The organism is Mesocryomonas lacus (assembly GCF_055730135.2).
Genome location: NZ_JBUZWE020000010.1, coordinates 1 through 15,746 on the forward strand (window position 1 = coordinate 1; position 15,746 = coordinate 15,746).

Consider the following 15,746-nt stretch of genomic DNA (forward strand, 5'->3'; position numbering starts at 1 on the left):
CGCCAATCTCGACAACCGGTTCGAGCTCCAGGAGGCGACGATCGCCCAAGCTGACGCCGCCCGCGGCGCGGCGCAGGCGACGCTCATGCAGGCGGAGCAGGAGTTCCGCCGCCAGCAGAGCCTGACACGCTCGGAATACGGCACTACGCAGAAGCTCGAGCAGGCGCAGACGTCACTCTCCAAAGCCGAGAGCGACCTTGCCGCAACCGAGGCGGCCCGTTCCGCGCAACGCGCCCAGCTCGCTGTCCTGAAGGGCACGAAGAAGCAGCGCGAGGCCGAGGTCGCGACTGCGGAGGCCAGCCTCTCGGCGGCTCAGCTCCGCCTCTCCTACACGGAGATCCGCGCACCGTTCGACGGCGTCGTTGGCGAAAGGCAGGTCCAAGTGGGCGACTACGTTGGCATCGGAGGCGCGCTCATCACGGTCGTACCCCTTCCCGACGTCTATATGGTCGCCAACTACAAGGAGACGCAGTTGACCCGCGTGGTGCCCGGGCAGCCTGTTGCCATTGAGGTCGACGGTCTTCCCGGCGAACGCCTTTCCGGAACGGTGGAGCGCATCTCGCCCGCCAGCGGGTCCCAGTTCGCGCTCCTGCCGCCCGACAACGCGACGGGCAACTTCACCAAGGTCGTCCAGAGGCTCGCGGTCAGGATCGCCCTCGATCCCGGTCAGGATCTCGCGACGCGGCTTCGCCCCGGGATGTCGGTCGTCACGACGATCGATGTCGGGAAAGCGATGCCGTGAGCACGGGAAGGGCTGACACCGGCCCGATCTCCGTCGGCCGCCGAACCCATCATCCGGTCTGCGCCGTGGGTGCCGTCCTGCTCGGGTCCTTCATCGTCGGCGTGCACGGCCGCCTCTTCGGGATCGGCCTGACAGATCTTCGGGGCGCGTTCTCTCTCGGCGTCGACGAAGGGGCCTGGTTGAACACCGCGGCCCTGGCTCCGCAGATCCTCGTCGCGCCCGCCGTGGCCTGGCTCGCCACGGCATACGGGGTACGACGCGTGCTCGCGGTCCCGAGCCTTGCCTACGCCGCGATCTCCCTCGTCATTCCCTTCGTCCGCAACTACGAGCTCCTCGTTGTCCTGCACGTCCTCCACGGGGCGTTGCTCGGTCTTTTCGTCCCGGCGACCATCATCGTGATCTTCCGCAACCTGCGGCTCTCGTGGTGGCTCCCCGCATTGGCGGTCTATGCGTTCCGATCGTCATTCAGCCTGAACTCGGGCGTATCCCTGGCGGGATGGTACGTCGACCTCAGCGGGTGGCAGTGGATCTACTGGCAGGACGTGATCGCGGCGCCGCTGATGGGCCTCCTGGTCTGCCTTGGCGCACCGCACGAACCCGTCAACCGCGGCCTTGTCCGCTCGGCCGACTGGGGCGGCATGATCCTCCTCGGGGCCGGACTGGCAATGCTTTTTGCGGGCCTCGACCAAGGCAACCGCCTGGACTGGTCTGAGTCCGGCACCGTCGTTCCCCTGCTGGTCGGCGGGACGGCGCTCCTCGTCGCGTTCCTCGTGAACGAACTCATCGTCCGCGAGCCCTGGGCCTGGATCGGCGTGATCCTTTCGAGGAACGTCGGCCTTGCCCTCGTCGCGGCGGTTCTCTTCACCCTCAGCAGTGTTTCCAACACCTCTCTCGTGCCGAACTTCCTGATCGGCGTCGGGCACCTCCGCCCCGATCAGATCGGCCCTTTGCTCATGCGGTATGGCGCCCTGCCGCTCATCCCGATGACGCTTGCCTGCGTGTATCTCCTTCGACGCGTGGACCCACGTCCGGTCCTCGTCGTCGGGCTTGCCGCGTTCGCCACGGCTGCCCTCCTCGGCACCCGCGTCACCCATGACTGGGCACCGGACGACTTCGTGCCGATCGTCCTCCTTCAGTCGGTCGGTTTCGCGTTCAGCTTCCTGCCGATCATCATCATCTCGGTCTCGAACCTGAATCCGGCCAGGGCGGTCGCCTTCTCCGCCTACATTCAGGTCATCAGGTTGGGCGGCGCGGAGATCGGCGTTGCCGTCATGGGAACGCTCCTGCGGGTTCGGGAGCAGTTCCACTCGAACAACCTCGGCCAGCACGTGGCGGAGGGCGACACGGTCGTCACGCGGACCCTGTCTGCCCTTACTGCCCGCTTCGTTGCGCACGGAGCCGCGGAAGCGTCTGCCCGGGGGGCGTCGTCGCTGGCCACCATCGTGCAGCGGGAGGCGAACGTTCTCGCTTATGCCGACGGGTTCTGGTTCGCGTTCTGGGCGGCTGTCGCGGGTCTCGTAGTGGCGGCGTTCATCGGCAGGGCACCCGTAGGACCATTCACACCAAAGCCCGTCTTGGCACGACGCACAGTCGCCTGAGGGTCAACGAACCGCGTCCAGTGCAAAGTGTTGGTTGCTGTCGCGTTTCATTGCTTGAATGTCCGCTTGCGAGGCGACCCATGGCCGACGTGAGTGTCTTAATTGGGTCGTGAGCTGCCGGAGCGACTGGCGGCTTCTGCTCCCGAATGCCGCTAAACTTCCTGGGTTTTGAGCAGGTCCTCGAAGTCCGACGCGGACATCGGCTTCCCGAGCAAATACCCTTGGACGGAGTGGCAGCCGATCTTGGCCAGTTGCGCCAACTGAGCTGCCTCCTCGACTCCCTCGGCGATGATGTCGAGGTCGAGAATGTGGCCCAGCCGGACTATCGTTTCCACGATCGCCAGTGTCCTCGGCCGCATCAGCATCTTGGCGACGAACGACTGATCGATCTTGATGGCGTCGAGCGGGTAGCGGTCGAGATAGCTCAAGGACGAGAAGCCCGTGCCGAAATCGTCGAGTGCGACGCGCACTCCCATGGACCGGATCCCGGTCAGAACTCCTTCCACGAGATCGGCATCCTCGATGAACACCCCCTCGGTTATCTCGATCTGTAGGTCGCGGGGAGCGAAGCCTGTCGACGCCAACGTCGTTTGAAGGCCCGGGAGGAAGTTCGCGTCCCGCAACTCCGGCGCCGAAGCGTTGACGCTGAGCCGCAGGGCCAGATCCGGGAAGCGTGTCTGCCAGAGCCGGGCCTGGCCACAGGCTTCGCGTAGGATCCAGCGACCGATGTCGCGGATCAAGCCGGAGGCTTCCGCCGCCTCGATGAACTCGGACGGCGGCACCGACCCGCGCTCCGGGTGTTGCCAGCGAACCAGTGCCTCCATTCCCGTCAGGCGCAGGGTTCCGGCGGCCCAGATCGGCTGGTACTCTATGTAGAACTCGCCGCGGCCGACAGCGTTCTGGAGGTCGGTCTGTGTCTCAAGCGCCTCCACGGCTGCGCTGTGCATCTCCTCCGCGAAAATAGCGTAGGATCCGGCTTCGGTCTTCTTCGCGCGGTACATGGCGATGTCGGCGTCGCGGATGATCTCCTCCGGGATGCGGTGCCGGGATGCGGCCTTTACGATCCCGACGCTGCAAGAGGAGAAGATCTCCTGCGCGCCGAGCCAGACGGGCTCGCGCATGACCTCGCCCATCCTCCTGGCCAAACCGACGGCTGTGGCCATCGCGTCAGCTCCCTCGATCAGGAAAGCGAACTCGTCGCCGCAGACACGCGCGATCGTGTCCCCGACCGCGACGCATGCCTTCAGACGGTCGGCTATCTCCATCAGAAGGAGATCTCCGGCACGGTGGCCGAGGCTGTCGTTGACCAGCTTGAACCTGTCGAGGTCGATGAAGAGGACCGCACATTGGTATCGACCGTCGTTCTGGGTCCGCCGGAGCGCCGACGTCAGGCGAGCGATGAAGAAGGCTCGGTTATGCAGCTTGGTGAGGTCGTCGTGCGAAGCGGTGTAGAGGAGCTCGGCCTCGACACCCTTCCGCTCCATGATCTCCGCCTCGAGACTGGCATTCTGCGCCTCGACGATGCGCGCGCGGGTTATCGTCTCCTCAAAGGCCTTCCGGTCACTGACGTCGCGTTGAACCGATACCCAGTGCGTGAACCAACCCTTCTCGTTCGCGACCGGCGCGATGCTGAGTTCGACCCAGAACTCCGTGCCGTCCTTGTGGGTGTTGAGGAGCTCCACCTCGATCGGTTTCCATGCCGAAAGAGCCGCGCGAAGGCGATCGAGGGCGCCTCGATCGGTTTTGGCCGATTGCAGGATGCGCGGCGTCAGGCCAAGTATCTCAGCCTCGCCGTAGCCCGTCGTGCGGGTGAACGCCGCATTGCAATACACAATCTCCGGCCCGGGAAGATTGATCGGCTCCGCCCTCGTGATCAGGATCGCGTCGTTTGCGTTGACAACGACGGACTCCAGCAAGCGCAGGCGCTGCGTCTCCTGTTCGCGCGATCTTTCCGATGCGACTGCGCGGTCCCTGAAACCTTCCAGGTCGAAGAAGGCTCCTATCTGGGCCGCGTGCGAGCGCAGCACGTAGGTCTTCGCTGCACTGAGTCCGGCTTGGGGCTTATGATCCGCCACCACCAGCACGCCGATCACGGCGCCGCCCCCATCCACCACGCGGACCGCCGCGGTAAATCGCAGGGGCGTGGTCTTGGGTTCGAAGTCCGTTAGCGCCGCCTCTCGACGTACGTCGTTGACGACACGGACATCGCCGTCGGCTCCGGCGGCGGCGGACGAAAGCAGGGCATGCCCGACCAAGCGGGACAACTCGGTTCCGTCGTCGAAGGAGATCACGCGATCGTACCCTTCCGCGCTTGCGACGTAGAAGGCTGCGGAAGGGCATTCCGTCGCATATGCGGAGCTCCGCACGATCCGGTCGATCGCGGGATCCATCGACACGCTCATGGACGCCTGTGCGGCCTCTTGATCCCCGGCGTACAGGGTCTCTGTACCCGCCTGCGGGTAGTCACTTTGCATTTAGCGCATTCTGACGGAGGGTGCAGACACCGCTATGGTCCCTGCATAAGCTGGAAATCGAAGTTGTAGCAGCAGAACGTTTCAGAACTCCCTCGATTATCGATGTCGTGAAACCACATCTGGGCTGGTTCAATATTGCAACTCGAATGGTCAATTCGCTCCGCCTAGAACTCGGCACGAGCGTTCGATGCCCTGTAAACATTGCGCGCCACTGGTATCGATGCGTCGCCAGCCGGGGCATTGGCCTTGGACATCGACCTTGGCCACATCGCAATTGAAGGGCTCGAGTTGTCCGAAAGGACGGAACAACCGGACATCGAGGTACTTGGGTCCGTAACCCAAGGGAACCTTATGACCGTAAAAGCCATCCTGTTCGACGTCGACGGAACGCTCGTCGATAGCAACGACCTGCACGCAGCGGCTTGGGTGGAAGCCTTCGCCGAGTTCGACATTGTCATTCCGCATGCGGACGTTCATGACCAGATCGGCAAGGGCGGCGACAACCTCATGCCCGCACTCCTCGACGAGAAGGTCGTGGACGAGCACGGCAAAGCGATTTCGGAAGCGCGCGCTCGCATCTTCAAGGAACGCCATGCGAGCAAGGTCGAGCCCTTCGCCGACGTCGCGACTCTCTTCCGGAGGGCGCGCAATGATGGCTGGAAGATTGTCCTCGCGACCTCAGGCGAGACTGACGAAGTCGAACCCCATATCGACAGGCTTGGCATCCGCGATCTTCTGGACGTCGTGACGACCGCGACCGACGCCGAGCACTCAAAGCCCGACCCCGACATTTTTGCCGCGGCCCTCGAGAAGGTCGGCGCCAAAGCTGCCGATGCCATCGTGGTCGGTGACAGCCCATACGACATCCAGGCGGCGGCAAAGCTCGGGCTTCGCACCATCGCCGTCCGGAGCGGTGGTTTCGACGACCAGGTGCTGACGGAAGCGGGCGCCGTGGCGATCTACGACAATCCTGCCGACTTGCTGGCCAGGTACGATACCTCCCCCTTGGCATCACATTAGCCCAAGGCTCGTGGCTCCAAGGAGGAGCAACCTCATGGCCGGCTCCGCGCCGTTCCCGCCCGGCTAACAACCCGAATGGCCAGCGCGACGACAAGTGCGTCCTCCACGACGCCTGTCGGCCATTGGCCGTAACGGGCAATGAAGCGTTTACGGACCTCAAGCGTGAAGTACGAGGATGCCACGGCCGCGGCTGCACCAACCACTGCTCCTGCCTTCTTGTCGGCGATGGCCGCTCCCGCGATCCCGCCCGTCATCAACCTGGCCAACATGCCGAGAGGGACGGTTCGGTCGGGTGCCGAGCGCATCTTGTCCCCAACAGTTCGGCGACTGTCAGCGCGATTGCGCCTGCAAAGACCCACGGGTTTGCAGGCAGCCTGACGGGAGGACTCCAGCCGGAAAGGCGGCGCGCTCGCGCAAGCAGTGAGACGGCGGCAAGCCGGGTCACCAATCGTGACCCGGCAACGACGCCCATGACGAGGGGCGCAATCATTCAGCGGGCCTTACATGCCAAGTAGATGGTTTCGTCCTCTGTCTTCTCCCATTCGTTCCGTGATCCGAACGGAGAGCGCGGCGCGGGGTTGCGACTCGAGAATATGTCGGCCCAGTCTCGCGACGACAGTCATCTTTTACGCTGTAGTGACCTGAAGGGTCCGGTTATAACGGCCGCCCCCGTAGCCACGTCGCCGCTGATCGTCGACTACCAGCGCGTTGCGGTGGCGGATTGGCTCGTGACGGTTCGGCCGCGGACCCTCCCAGCCCTCGTACTCGAGGCGGGATTTAGGGGAAACCCTTGCCACCATGCGCACCAACCGCCGTCCCCGTGCTGAAGGTCGCTTCGCCGGACGCAAGCGCGACATAAAGCGACGCCAGCTCGGCTGGCTGGCCGGCCCGCCCAAGCGAAGTCTGCTGGCCAAACTCGCCCATCTTGCCGGGTAGCTGGCCGCCCGCGACTTGCAATGGGGTCCAGATCGGCCCCGGCGAAACGGCGTTTACCCTGATGCCCTTCTTGGCGAGCTGCTTGGCCATGCCGCGGGTCAGGTTCTGGATCGCCGCCTTGGTCGAGGCGTAGTCGATCAAGTCCTCGCCAGGATCGTAGGAGTTTTGCGAGATCGTGTTGATGATCACCGAGCCGGGCGGCAGGCTTGGGATAGCCGCCTTGCTGAATCGGAACACGTGGAAGACGTTCGTCTCGTACGTACGGACGAACTGCTCGTCCGAGATCTCCATGATGTCCGCCTTGGACTGCTGGTAGGCAGCATTGTTGACGAGGAGGTCGAGACCGCCAAGTTCAGCGATTGCCTTGCGGACGACCTCCTCGCAGGCGGCCTGCGTCCGTATGTCGGCGGGGATGGCAACTGCCTTGCGGCCGGCCTCGCGGATCAGCGCGATCACTTCCTGAGCGTCAGACTCCTCGTCGGGATGGTAGTTGATGGCAACGTCCGCGCCCTCCCGGGCAAACGCGATGACCGCGGCCCGTCCGATCCCGCTGTCGCCACCCGTTACCAGGGCGCGGCGTCCTGTCAGCTTGCCTGAACCACGGTAGCTCTTCTCGCCATGGTCCGGCACCGGGTCCATCTTGCTCGCCAGCGCAGGCCAGGGCTGCTTCTGTTCGGGGAAGGGCTCGCGAGTAAACCTGTCGCGCGGATCGACGAGCGACGGCGCCGTGCCTTCGGCTTGGGCGCCCGCATCGCCGGTCTGCGCTGCGGCTGACGCGGCGGCACCGACGGCGAGGCCGACGGCAGCACTGCCGAGCACTGCGCGGCGGGTCATATGGTGATCGGTCATCTGGGGTCTCCGTCCGTTCGAAGGGTCATGTTTCACATCGCGAACGGCGTTGGAGGGAGATCGCTCCCCGTCTCATCATGATGTGACCTGACCGTACGGTACATGCCCCCTTCCTCGGCGAAACCGATTGCGTTCAAAGGCATTCCCCCATTCCAACCAACCGGAGAATTTCCATGGTCACGACCGTCGGCACCGAAAGCACGTTCGAGAAGCTCGTCCAGAACCTTCTCATCCTCGAGCATGACGCGATCGCCGCCTATGAGAGCACGATTGCCAAGCTGGACAGCGAGATATTCAAGACAAAGATTGCCGAGTTCAAGGCGGATCACGATGCCCACGTCGCCGAGCTCACCAAGATGGCCCAGCGTCTCGGCGTTAAAGCTCCGACCGAGGGAGACATGAAGGAATATCTGACCACAGGAAAGGTGGCGCTCGCCTCGATCATCGGCGACGGCACCATCCTGAAGGCGATGTCGACCAACGAAATCGAGACAAAGATGGCATACGACCAAGCCTCGAAGAACACCGCAGCTCCCGCCGAAGCACAGGCCTACTTCCGCAAGGCGTTCGAGGACGAAAGCCGTCACAAGGCCTGGATGGACGCCAACGCCTGATCAGACAAACGAAGGCCCGTCACAATTTCCGTGGCGGGCCCTCTGACTTCCGATCGTGACAGTCTGCTACTTCGAGGTGGGCATGTCCTCGGCAATCTGCGTCAGGAGATCGTCCGTCCGCTTCTCCTCCTGAAGGGTCTCGTCTAGCAAAGTCACCGCCTCGTCGTGGCCCAGCTTGGTAGCCCATGACTTCAACAGGCCGTAACGCGCGATCTCGTAGTGCTCGATGGCCTGCGCGCAGCCGATAAGGACATCGTCCGACGCCGCGGTATCACCGAAGTCCTCAAGGTCTTCTTCCATTTCAGACGTCAGGCCGACCATGGCTTCGCAGGTCTTGCCCCGGGCGGGTTTGCCGATGAGCTCGAACACCTGCGTCAGTCTTTCCACCTGGTTCGCTGACTCCTCGCGCCAAGGAGAATGCAGACGATCGGCAGCGACAGGGGCAGGGTGCGCAGTGCCAAGGCAGCCATGCCACTAACGCGATGAGGAGACCCGCCCCTGTTAGGATGAGGATGTAGGGGTCGAGACTGAGTTCGAGGGAAAGGTTCATGCCGCTCTTGCCGTTGATGGTCGCCACGCACGAAAACGGGAGGGACATGCCCTCCCGTCTCCAACGGATGTTCACAGCACGGACCGCTCGTTGGCGATCCCGACATGCGATCTAAAGCTTGCCGGGTGATGCCTCGGAAACGCTTTCTTTCGCGGCACTAGCCACGTTGCCGACCCGGTCCTTCAGGTCGGCAGCAACCTCTCCGAGCTTCGCCTTCGTCAGGCCCTGCGCCTCGGCTTCGCGTGAAACCTCGTTGAGCGCTGTCGCCGCCAGATCTTTGGCTTCGCCGATCTTCTCGCCAACCAGCGAGCGCGCCTGCGCCTTGAGCTCGTCACTGGTCTCACCGAGGTATTCCCGCTCGATCTCCGTGACAGGAAGCAGTGCTGCGACGCCCGCGCCCAATGCAAGTCCGAGCACGCCAAGCGCCAGAGGCTGGTCCTCGAAGAACTCGCCGACTGTCTGCTGCACGTGTCCGGCTTGGCTCCTTGCGATCCGCGAGCCAGCCCGACCTGCGTCGTAGGCGTGCGACCCTATGTAGGAAGCAGCGTCGCCGGCATAGGAGGTGGCGGCGTCGTACCCTTGGGATGCCGCGCCGGCGATTGACGATGCCCCGCTGGCGATACTGGATCCTGTCTGCTGGGCACCATAGCCGACGGCATCCACGGCATCGTTGGCGGCACTGCCCACACCGCTCGTCATGGCGCCGAAGCGGTCGGACGCGCGACCAACGTGACGCGGCGCCTCAAAACGCATCTCGAAATCGTCACGCTCCGACCGATGGCGGTTGCGATGACCGTGGTCGCGATCGTCGTCTCGCTTCGAGCCGAACAGCGACGTCTTGCTTCCACCGAAGAACAGCCAGGCGACACCCATGCCGATCAGCGCGGCAGACGCCGGGTTTTCGCGGACAGCATCCGTGAGGCTGGTCCCGAAGTCTTTCTTCGTCACCGTGTTCCGGGCGTTGGGGATGGTGGGATCTTCCGCATATGTGGAAGGGACTGGACGTTCGTATGTATGGCTCATGGCTGGTTTCCTTTCGCCGCTTGGGCGTCCATCTGGACCTGATGCACCGTGCGCTCGGGCACCATTGTCTCGGACTTCAGTTTCTTGACGCCCGCCGATACGAGCACCGCAGCCACCACCCCACCCACGATTGTCGCTAGCAGGAACGCAAGCCCTGCGCCCATGCCCGCCTCGACGAGGAAGGTTGCGACGGTGGTCAAGAGCATCACCAAGGTAGCCATCGCGAAGGCCACCCCGCCGACCATCAGTCCGATGGCCATGCCGGCATTCGTTGCCTTCTTGGCCATCTCCGCCTTTGCGAGCTGGATCTCGCTCCGGAAGAGGGCCGAGAGCTGCTCGAGGCCGTTGGAGATCAGCTCCGAGAAGCTTCTGTCGTCGGGGGACGTGGCCATCCGATCCCCCTTCAGCTCAGTGTGCCGCGGACGGGCAGCGGCCGGGGTGCGCCGACATGGTCCGCATCGCTCTTCCAGTCACCGACGTTCGCCTCGCGTGTGCGCTTCTGGGCTGAGGTCGACAGGAACCGAGCAACGACGAAGCCAGCCAGCGCGGTGGCGCCGAGGAACACAGCCGGCTGACGGCGAGCGTAGTCGTGAACGACACCGACGAGATCGGCGAGGTCGCGATCTTTTACGGCATCGGCCAAGTGCTCGATCTCGCCCGCTGCCTTGCGGGCAAAGTTGGCGACCATCGGCATTTCTTCGTCGAGGCTGTCGGCAGCGCGGTTGATCGACCCGGCATAGCCCTTGAAACGGTCAGCCCCTGCGGCCTTTTGCTCTTCGGCGAGACCGCGCACATGATCTGCCGCGTCGAGAACACCCTGTTTGGCACGGTCACCGAGATCATTCACGGCAGCCTTCGCCTCGTTTGCAAGCGAGCTTGCCTCGGCACCGACATTATTGGCGGCGGCTTTCGCCTGATCGGTGATGTCCGGCTTCGCGGTCTGGTTCTGGCTGAAGGTGGTGTTGCTCATGTTGGTCTCCATGCATTTGATTAAGGGTTGTCGCTGGCCTGACGGCCCGTTCAGTGATCCATTGGCCGAGTCGTAATGGGCTTCTCCGGCTCGTCGTCCGGCACGACCACATTCACGCCAGCATCGACGACGGCTGCCGCGCGCTCGCCTAAGTCACGGATCGCATTCTTGCCGGACTTGACGTCGAGGCCTTCGTTGGAAGCGGCGTCCACGGTCGATGCAGCCACTCGCTCGCCGACGTCTATTGCAGCGTGCAGACCTTCGCGGGCAGTCGCCTCGGCCTTCTGCCTCACTCGCGAGCTCGCGTCGCCGAACAAGCGGGATTCGGTGCGACTGTGCGGAATAAGCGCGGCAAGTGCAGCACCTGCAAGCGCGGTCAGCGCGCCGACCAATAAGGGGTTGCGATAGACTGTATCGACCAGCGTATCGCGACCCTGTCGACCAAGCACGACCGCCTGCTCGGCGACTTCGCCAACCGCGTGTGTGGCATCGTGATAGGTCATCCGGGCTTGATGGGTCACGGCATCGGCCGCGTCCGTCAGGCTCTGGGTCGCATCGGTCAGGGTGTCGGTCACCTTGTTCGCGGCTGCCGATGCGGCGCCGGTTACGCGGTTGGACACATCTTGGGCGGCAGAGGTAACGGAGGCCGCGGCGGCCGATGCCGTGTCCGATGCCTTGCCCGCCAGTTCGAAGGCCTTGTCGCTGCCTGCCGAGACCGCACCGTTGACCTTGTCTCCCGAGATCAGTCCCGAGAAGATGTTGTTGCGGCCGGACAGAGCCACGCCCGCGCCCATCAGCAGGATCGGAGCGGGGATGCTCCGAAGAATGCCGATGATCGGATAAGCTAGACCAGCTCCGATCGCTGCGGTCTGCAACGGGTTATCCCGTGCTGACCGCTCGAGCTTGGCAAGCAAGTCCTGGCCCGATTGGACAATGCTGTCCTTGACGTCAGCTTTGATGGTATCGGGCGAGAGGCGGTTCCGCAGCTCTCCAACGGTGTCGGCCAGCCCGGAGCGTAGATTTTCGTTCCGGGCCTCGATCGCATCCAGGCTCGGGTCGCCGATCTCGGTTCTGTCGGTTGAACTCATCTTCTTCTCCTCAGCAGCCCGTGCTTTTAGAAGGCCACGTTCACTATTCTGAGAACTTTCGTAGGAGTCGCTTAGTTCCTCCAGCAACGTCTGGGCTGCTCGCGCAAATAGTATAACGCGACCGATATCTTCGAGGCTTCCCTGAGCTTTCAATGTCCTGAACGACATCCGATAGTCCTGTTCCGTTCAACGAGAGACGGGAACGATCGACTTTGTGAGGAATCCAGCATGACCCGCGACGGCTTGCCCGATCAACAGAATGCCGAACGACGCCAGTTCGACATGGTCGTCAGGGAGGCCGTGCCGTCCGCTCGAGCGTTCTCGATCTTGGCCAATCCCTTCAGATCAAAGGAAACTCGTGGTTACCGGATCATAACGGCGTCCCGAATGTTTATCCGTGCGCCAGCGAGAGGATAGGCATGACGGATACAGGTTTTGCTCCGGACCAGGACAGCCCACCCACCCCGGCCGAGAAGCAGGTCTTGGACGAACAGAAGCAAGTGCACGCTGACGCGGCGTCAGAACGGGGCCGGGGAAGGGAAGCGGCCAAGCCCACGGAGATCCCCGCGACTGGCTGGAAGGACATCTTCTGGCGCGTCTACGCCGAGTTCTCCAACGATCGCCTGATGCTCGTGGCCGCTGGGCTGACCTTTTACCTGCTGCTCGCGCTGTTTCCTGCGATCACGGCGTTCATCTCCATCTACGGGCTCTTCAGCGACTTGGGCACCGTAAACGACCACTTGCAGTCGATGTCGGGAATTCTGCCGTCCGGGGCGGTGCAGATCATCGGCGAGCAGCTCGAACGCACGGTAAAGAAGGGCGACGTCACGCTCGGATTCGGTTTGGTGTTTGGCTTGGGCGTCGCCCTCTGGAGCGCGAACGCGGGGATGAAGAGTTTCTTCGACGCCCTGAACATCGTCTACGCCGAGAAGGAGAAGCGCAGCTTCTTCAGGCTGACACTGATCTCGCTCGCGTTCACGCTCTCGATGCTCGTTTTCATCGCCTTCATGCTCGGTGCCGTCATCCTGATGCCGATCCTCTTCGAGTACATCGGCCTTGGCGGTCTCGAGACGTTCCTCCTGATCTTGCGCTGGCCGATATTGCTCGCGATCGTAGCTGTTGGCATCTCGATCATGTTCCGTTACGGGCCGAGCCGCGCGAAGGCGAAGTGGCGCTGGGTCACACCCGGGGCTGGCCTCGCAGCGATCCTCTGGGTCCTGTTCTCCATCGCGTTCTCCTTCTATGCGACGAACTTCGGAAGCTACGACGAGACGTATGGAAGCCTCGGCGCCGCCATCGGCTTCATGACCTGGACGTGGCTATCCTGCATCGTGGTGCTGTTCGGCGCCGAGCTGAATGCCGAGCTGGAGCATCAGACCGCCCGCGACACGACACACACTCCCGAACGTCGGTTGGGAGAACGCGGAGCCGAGATGGCGGACACCGTCGGTGAGGCCACCTCGTGAAGTACTGAGGAAAGCTCATACTCAGTCGGACGGAGAGTCTGCTGGGACGCTCGGCCCGAACGGCATCGAGACACCGATATTCATTCAGCCGCTGGCCAGAACACACATGGATAAGAGCACATTGAAGGCACTCAAGAGCGAAGTCATCCTTGAGATACTGAGAGCTTCCCCGAGCATCGGTTTAGCCGAACTTTCCCGGCGTATCTACGGAATGGAAGGCAAGGCGTGCATCGCGCGCACTAGGCAGCAGATCAGCATCCTTCGAGGGGCCGGTCATCCCATCGACTACGACAGGAGGTCTAAATCGTTCTCGTTGGGCTATCTGGCTCCTGCGGGGGAGTAGACCCGATGGAAAATTCGGCATTCTCCATTGCTCGATTCCCGATTGGCGGAGTGTTTCTGTGGGGATGCGGTGCCGCGGCCTGTTTCTCTAAGCTGGTAAGGTCGAACTAGTCGCGCCACTCATGATCTTACATTGGATTTTACATTGTCGATTACGCCGGGCGCGAACGGGGACAGCGTCAGTTTCTCCTGTCACTCCCTCAACGAACAGAAAGCTCGACGACCGAAGATCCTCGCACCAGTCAGCCCACCACCTTCCCCGGCGAGTCCCAGCAGGCCAGCCCGGGCTTCGAGACGGAGATGCGGACCAAGCCCGATCACGGCGAGGAGTCGTATGTCGGAAAGGCCCTGCTCGAAGGCCGCGTTGCGCTGATCACCGGCGGCGACTCCGGCATCGGCGAGGCGGTCGCGAACGCCTACGCTCGCGAAGGTGCCTATGTCGCGATCTCCTCTCTTCCGGAAGAGCAGGCCGACGCCGACGAGACGCAGAAATTTGTCGAGAAGGCCGGCCGGCGGTGCCCACAGTTGCCGGGCAACATACGCGACCGCGACCACTGCGTTTCGCTGGTCGAGCGGACCGTCGCCGAGTTTGGTGGCATCGATATGCTGGTCAACAACGCCGCCGCGCAGACCATCAATGAAGACCTCGGCGACATCGACGACGACGAGATGCAGGGCGCGTTCGAGGCGAACGTCTACGCCATGATCCGTCCTGCGAAGGCGGCTGTACCTTACATGCAGCCCGGCTCGTCCATCGTGAACACCACGAGCATCCAGGCGAAGGTCGCGACCGAGAACATGATCGTCTACGCGACGACCAAGGGCTCGATCTCAAGCCTGACGATCGAGTTGTCGAACTTGCTCGCGCCGAAGGGCATCCGCGTGAACGCCGTCGCCCCGGGTCCGGTGTGGACGCCGATCCAGCCGATCGCCAAGGAGCCGGAGGAGCTGGAGAAACTCGGGCAGAACACGCCGCTCGGCCGGGCAGAGCAGCCAGCCGAGCTCGCGCCTGCTTACGTGCTGCTGGCGTCGCGGGAGGGAAGCTAGATGTCCGGAGCGGTCGTCCCGGTAACGGGCGGGTTGCCGATGTACTGAGGAAGGTTCCGCAGGTGCTGCGGGTTGAAGTGCGCCTCTGATGCCTTTGCAGGTGCGCTTGCGGAGCTTACTCCAGGTAGGGCGTCAGAACGCCCTCCATCCAACCCATGAAGGCGCGCACGCGTTGGGACAAGTTGTTGCGGTGTGCGACGACCAGCGACACCTCGAGCGGCCCGGGGCGTAAATCGGGCATGATCTCCACCAAGGCCCCGGTCTCCATATGCTGCCGCACCCCGATCAGGGCTGCTTGGATGAGCCCCAGACCTGCGACGCCCGCGGCTTCGTACGTTTGCACGCTGTTGACCTGAAGGGCACTCGCCAAGGCAGCGTTGCATAGGTGCCGTCGGCACCGTCGGGGTACTCCCACCCGTAGGGCTTGGCCCCTAGCGTTCGGCTGTAGTGGATCGTTCGATGACCCTGGTTCCTCAGGTTGTCGATCGATCGGGGAATGCCGTGTCGTGCGAGGTACGCGAGGCTGGCGACGTTCACCATGCGCAACTGTCCCAGCCGCCGGGCAACCAGTGTCTCGTCCCCGATCGGTCCGAGCCGCAGGACGCAGTCGAATCCCTCCTCAACGAGGTCTACCTGTCGGTCCGTGCTTGACAGCTCCAACTCCAGTTCGGGATGGACCGCCAAGAAGTCCGGTAGGGCAGGGACCATCGTCGTGCGTGCCATCTCCGTCGGCAGGTCGACGCGTAGACGCCCCCGGAGCGCGACGCTCTCGCCCGCGAACATCGAATGCAGTTCGTCGACGTCGGCCAACACATCGCGGGCACGGGCATGGAACGCGCGACCGTCTTCCGTCAGGTGCACGCTGCGCGTCGTTCGGTGCAGCAGCCCGACGCCGACTTCCTCCTCGAGCCTGCGGACAGCCGTCGAGGCGTGTTCCTTCTGGATGCTGAGGCTTGACGCCGCCCGGGTGAAGCTTCCCATCTCGGCGACCCTGTTGAAGATGAGGGTCAGCTCCAGGTTCTGCATC

At 63.3% G+C, this 15,746-nt stretch carries 13 protein-coding genes and 2 pseudogenes; 6 read left to right on the forward strand and 9 right to left on the reverse strand.

Features of this window, described 5'->3' with window-relative positions; genetic code table 11:
* Both ACZLZY_RS15925 and ACZLZY_RS15930 read left to right on the forward strand, forming a co-directional pair.
* Positions 1-742, forward strand: a pseudogene (locus ACZLZY_RS15925) (HlyD family secretion protein); the annotation flags it as partial.
* The gene (locus ACZLZY_RS15930) at positions 739-2,340 is read left to right on the forward strand and encodes an MFS transporter (RefSeq protein ID WP_472935186.1); all 1,602 of its coding nucleotides are present in this window, start codon (positions 739-741) and stop codon (positions 2,338-2,340) included. The pseudogene ACZLZY_RS15925 and the gene ACZLZY_RS15930, both read left to right, overlap by 4 nt.
* A gap of 152 nt (positions 2,341-2,492) precedes the next feature.
* Here the strand turns inward: ACZLZY_RS15930 and ACZLZY_RS15935 are convergent, their stop codons facing one another.
* A complete protein-coding gene (locus ACZLZY_RS15935; RefSeq protein WP_472935187.1) occupies positions 2,493-4,814 on the reverse strand; it encodes a putative bifunctional diguanylate cyclase/phosphodiesterase in 2,322 nt (773 codons plus the stop codon).
* Between the two features lie 246 nt (positions 4,815-5,060).
* Between ACZLZY_RS15935 and ACZLZY_RS15940 the strand changes: the two genes are divergently transcribed.
* A complete protein-coding gene (locus ACZLZY_RS15940; RefSeq protein ID WP_472935188.1) occupies positions 5,061-5,834 on the forward strand; it encodes an HAD family hydrolase in 774 nt (257 codons plus the stop codon).
* 777 nt (positions 5,835-6,611) lie between these two features.
* On the opposite strand, the gene ACZLZY_RS15945 is transcribed toward ACZLZY_RS15940, so the two are convergent.
* The gene (locus ACZLZY_RS15945; RefSeq protein ID WP_472935189.1) at positions 6,612-7,619 is read right to left on the reverse strand and encodes an SDR family oxidoreductase; all 1,008 of its coding nucleotides are present in this window, start codon (positions 7,617-7,619) and stop codon (positions 6,612-6,614) included.
* 173 nt (positions 7,620-7,792) lie between these two features.
* Between ACZLZY_RS15945 and ACZLZY_RS15950 the strand changes: the two genes are divergently transcribed.
* A complete protein-coding gene (locus ACZLZY_RS15950; protein WP_472935190.1) occupies positions 7,793-8,233 on the forward strand; it encodes a DUF2383 domain-containing protein in 441 nt (146 codons plus the stop codon).
* Positions 8,234-8,299: 66 nt separating this feature from the next.
* Here ACZLZY_RS15950 and ACZLZY_RS15955 read toward each other — a convergent pair.
* The 5 genes and pseudogenes from ACZLZY_RS15955 to ACZLZY_RS15975 form a co-directional block, all read right to left on the reverse strand.
* A pseudogene (locus tag ACZLZY_RS15955) lies at positions 8,300-8,638 on the reverse strand (YciE/YciF ferroxidase family protein); the annotation flags it as partial.
* Positions 8,639-8,894: 256 nt separating this feature from the next.
* A complete protein-coding gene (locus ACZLZY_RS15960; RefSeq protein ID WP_472935191.1) occupies positions 8,895-9,806 on the reverse strand; it encodes a hypothetical protein in 912 nt (303 codons plus the stop codon).
* Positions 9,803-10,198 (reverse strand): phage holin family protein, encoded by a 396-nt coding sequence (locus ACZLZY_RS15965; protein WP_472935192.1) that lies wholly within the window; start codon positions 10,196-10,198, stop codon positions 9,803-9,805. The genes ACZLZY_RS15960 and ACZLZY_RS15965 overlap by 4 nt, the downstream gene beginning before the upstream one ends.
* Before the next feature lie 11 nt (positions 10,199-10,209).
* Positions 10,210-10,776 carry a hypothetical protein gene (locus ACZLZY_RS15970; protein ID WP_472935193.1) on the reverse strand — a complete coding sequence of 189 codons (567 nt, stop codon included), beginning with the start codon at positions 10,774-10,776 and terminating at the stop codon, positions 10,210-10,212.
* Positions 10,777-10,826: 50 nt separating this feature from the next.
* Positions 10,827-11,864: a hypothetical protein gene (locus tag ACZLZY_RS15975; protein ID WP_472935194.1), complete on the reverse strand. Its 1,038-nt coding sequence runs from the start codon at positions 11,862-11,864 to the stop codon at positions 10,827-10,829.
* Between the two features lie 419 nt (positions 11,865-12,283).
* Here ACZLZY_RS15975 and ACZLZY_RS15980 point away from each other — a divergent pair, with 419 nt between their 5' ends.
* Both ACZLZY_RS15980 and ACZLZY_RS15985 read left to right on the forward strand, forming a co-directional pair.
* Positions 12,284-13,330, forward strand: coding sequence for a YihY/virulence factor BrkB family protein (locus ACZLZY_RS15980; protein WP_472935195.1), 1,047 nt, complete (start codon positions 12,284-12,286; stop codon positions 13,328-13,330).
* A gap of 642 nt (positions 13,331-13,972) precedes the next feature.
* Entirely contained in the window at positions 13,973-14,719 is a 747-nt protein-coding gene (locus ACZLZY_RS15985) for an SDR family oxidoreductase (protein WP_472935196.1), read from the forward strand.
* Positions 14,720-14,834: 115 nt separating this feature from the next.
* On the opposite strand, the gene ACZLZY_RS15990 is transcribed toward ACZLZY_RS15985, so the two are convergent.
* Both ACZLZY_RS15990 and ACZLZY_RS15995 read right to left on the reverse strand, forming a co-directional pair.
* The gene (locus tag ACZLZY_RS15990) at positions 14,835-15,089 is read right to left on the reverse strand and encodes a LysR substrate-binding domain-containing protein (RefSeq protein WP_472935197.1); all 255 of its coding nucleotides are present in this window, start codon (positions 15,087-15,089) and stop codon (positions 14,835-14,837) included.
* Positions 15,005-15,745 (reverse strand): LysR family transcriptional regulator, encoded by a 741-nt coding sequence (locus ACZLZY_RS15995; RefSeq protein WP_472935198.1) that lies wholly within the window; start codon positions 15,743-15,745, stop codon positions 15,005-15,007. Before ACZLZY_RS15995 ends, ACZLZY_RS15990 begins: the two co-directional genes overlap by 85 nt.
* Position 15,746: the final 1 nt, after the last annotated feature.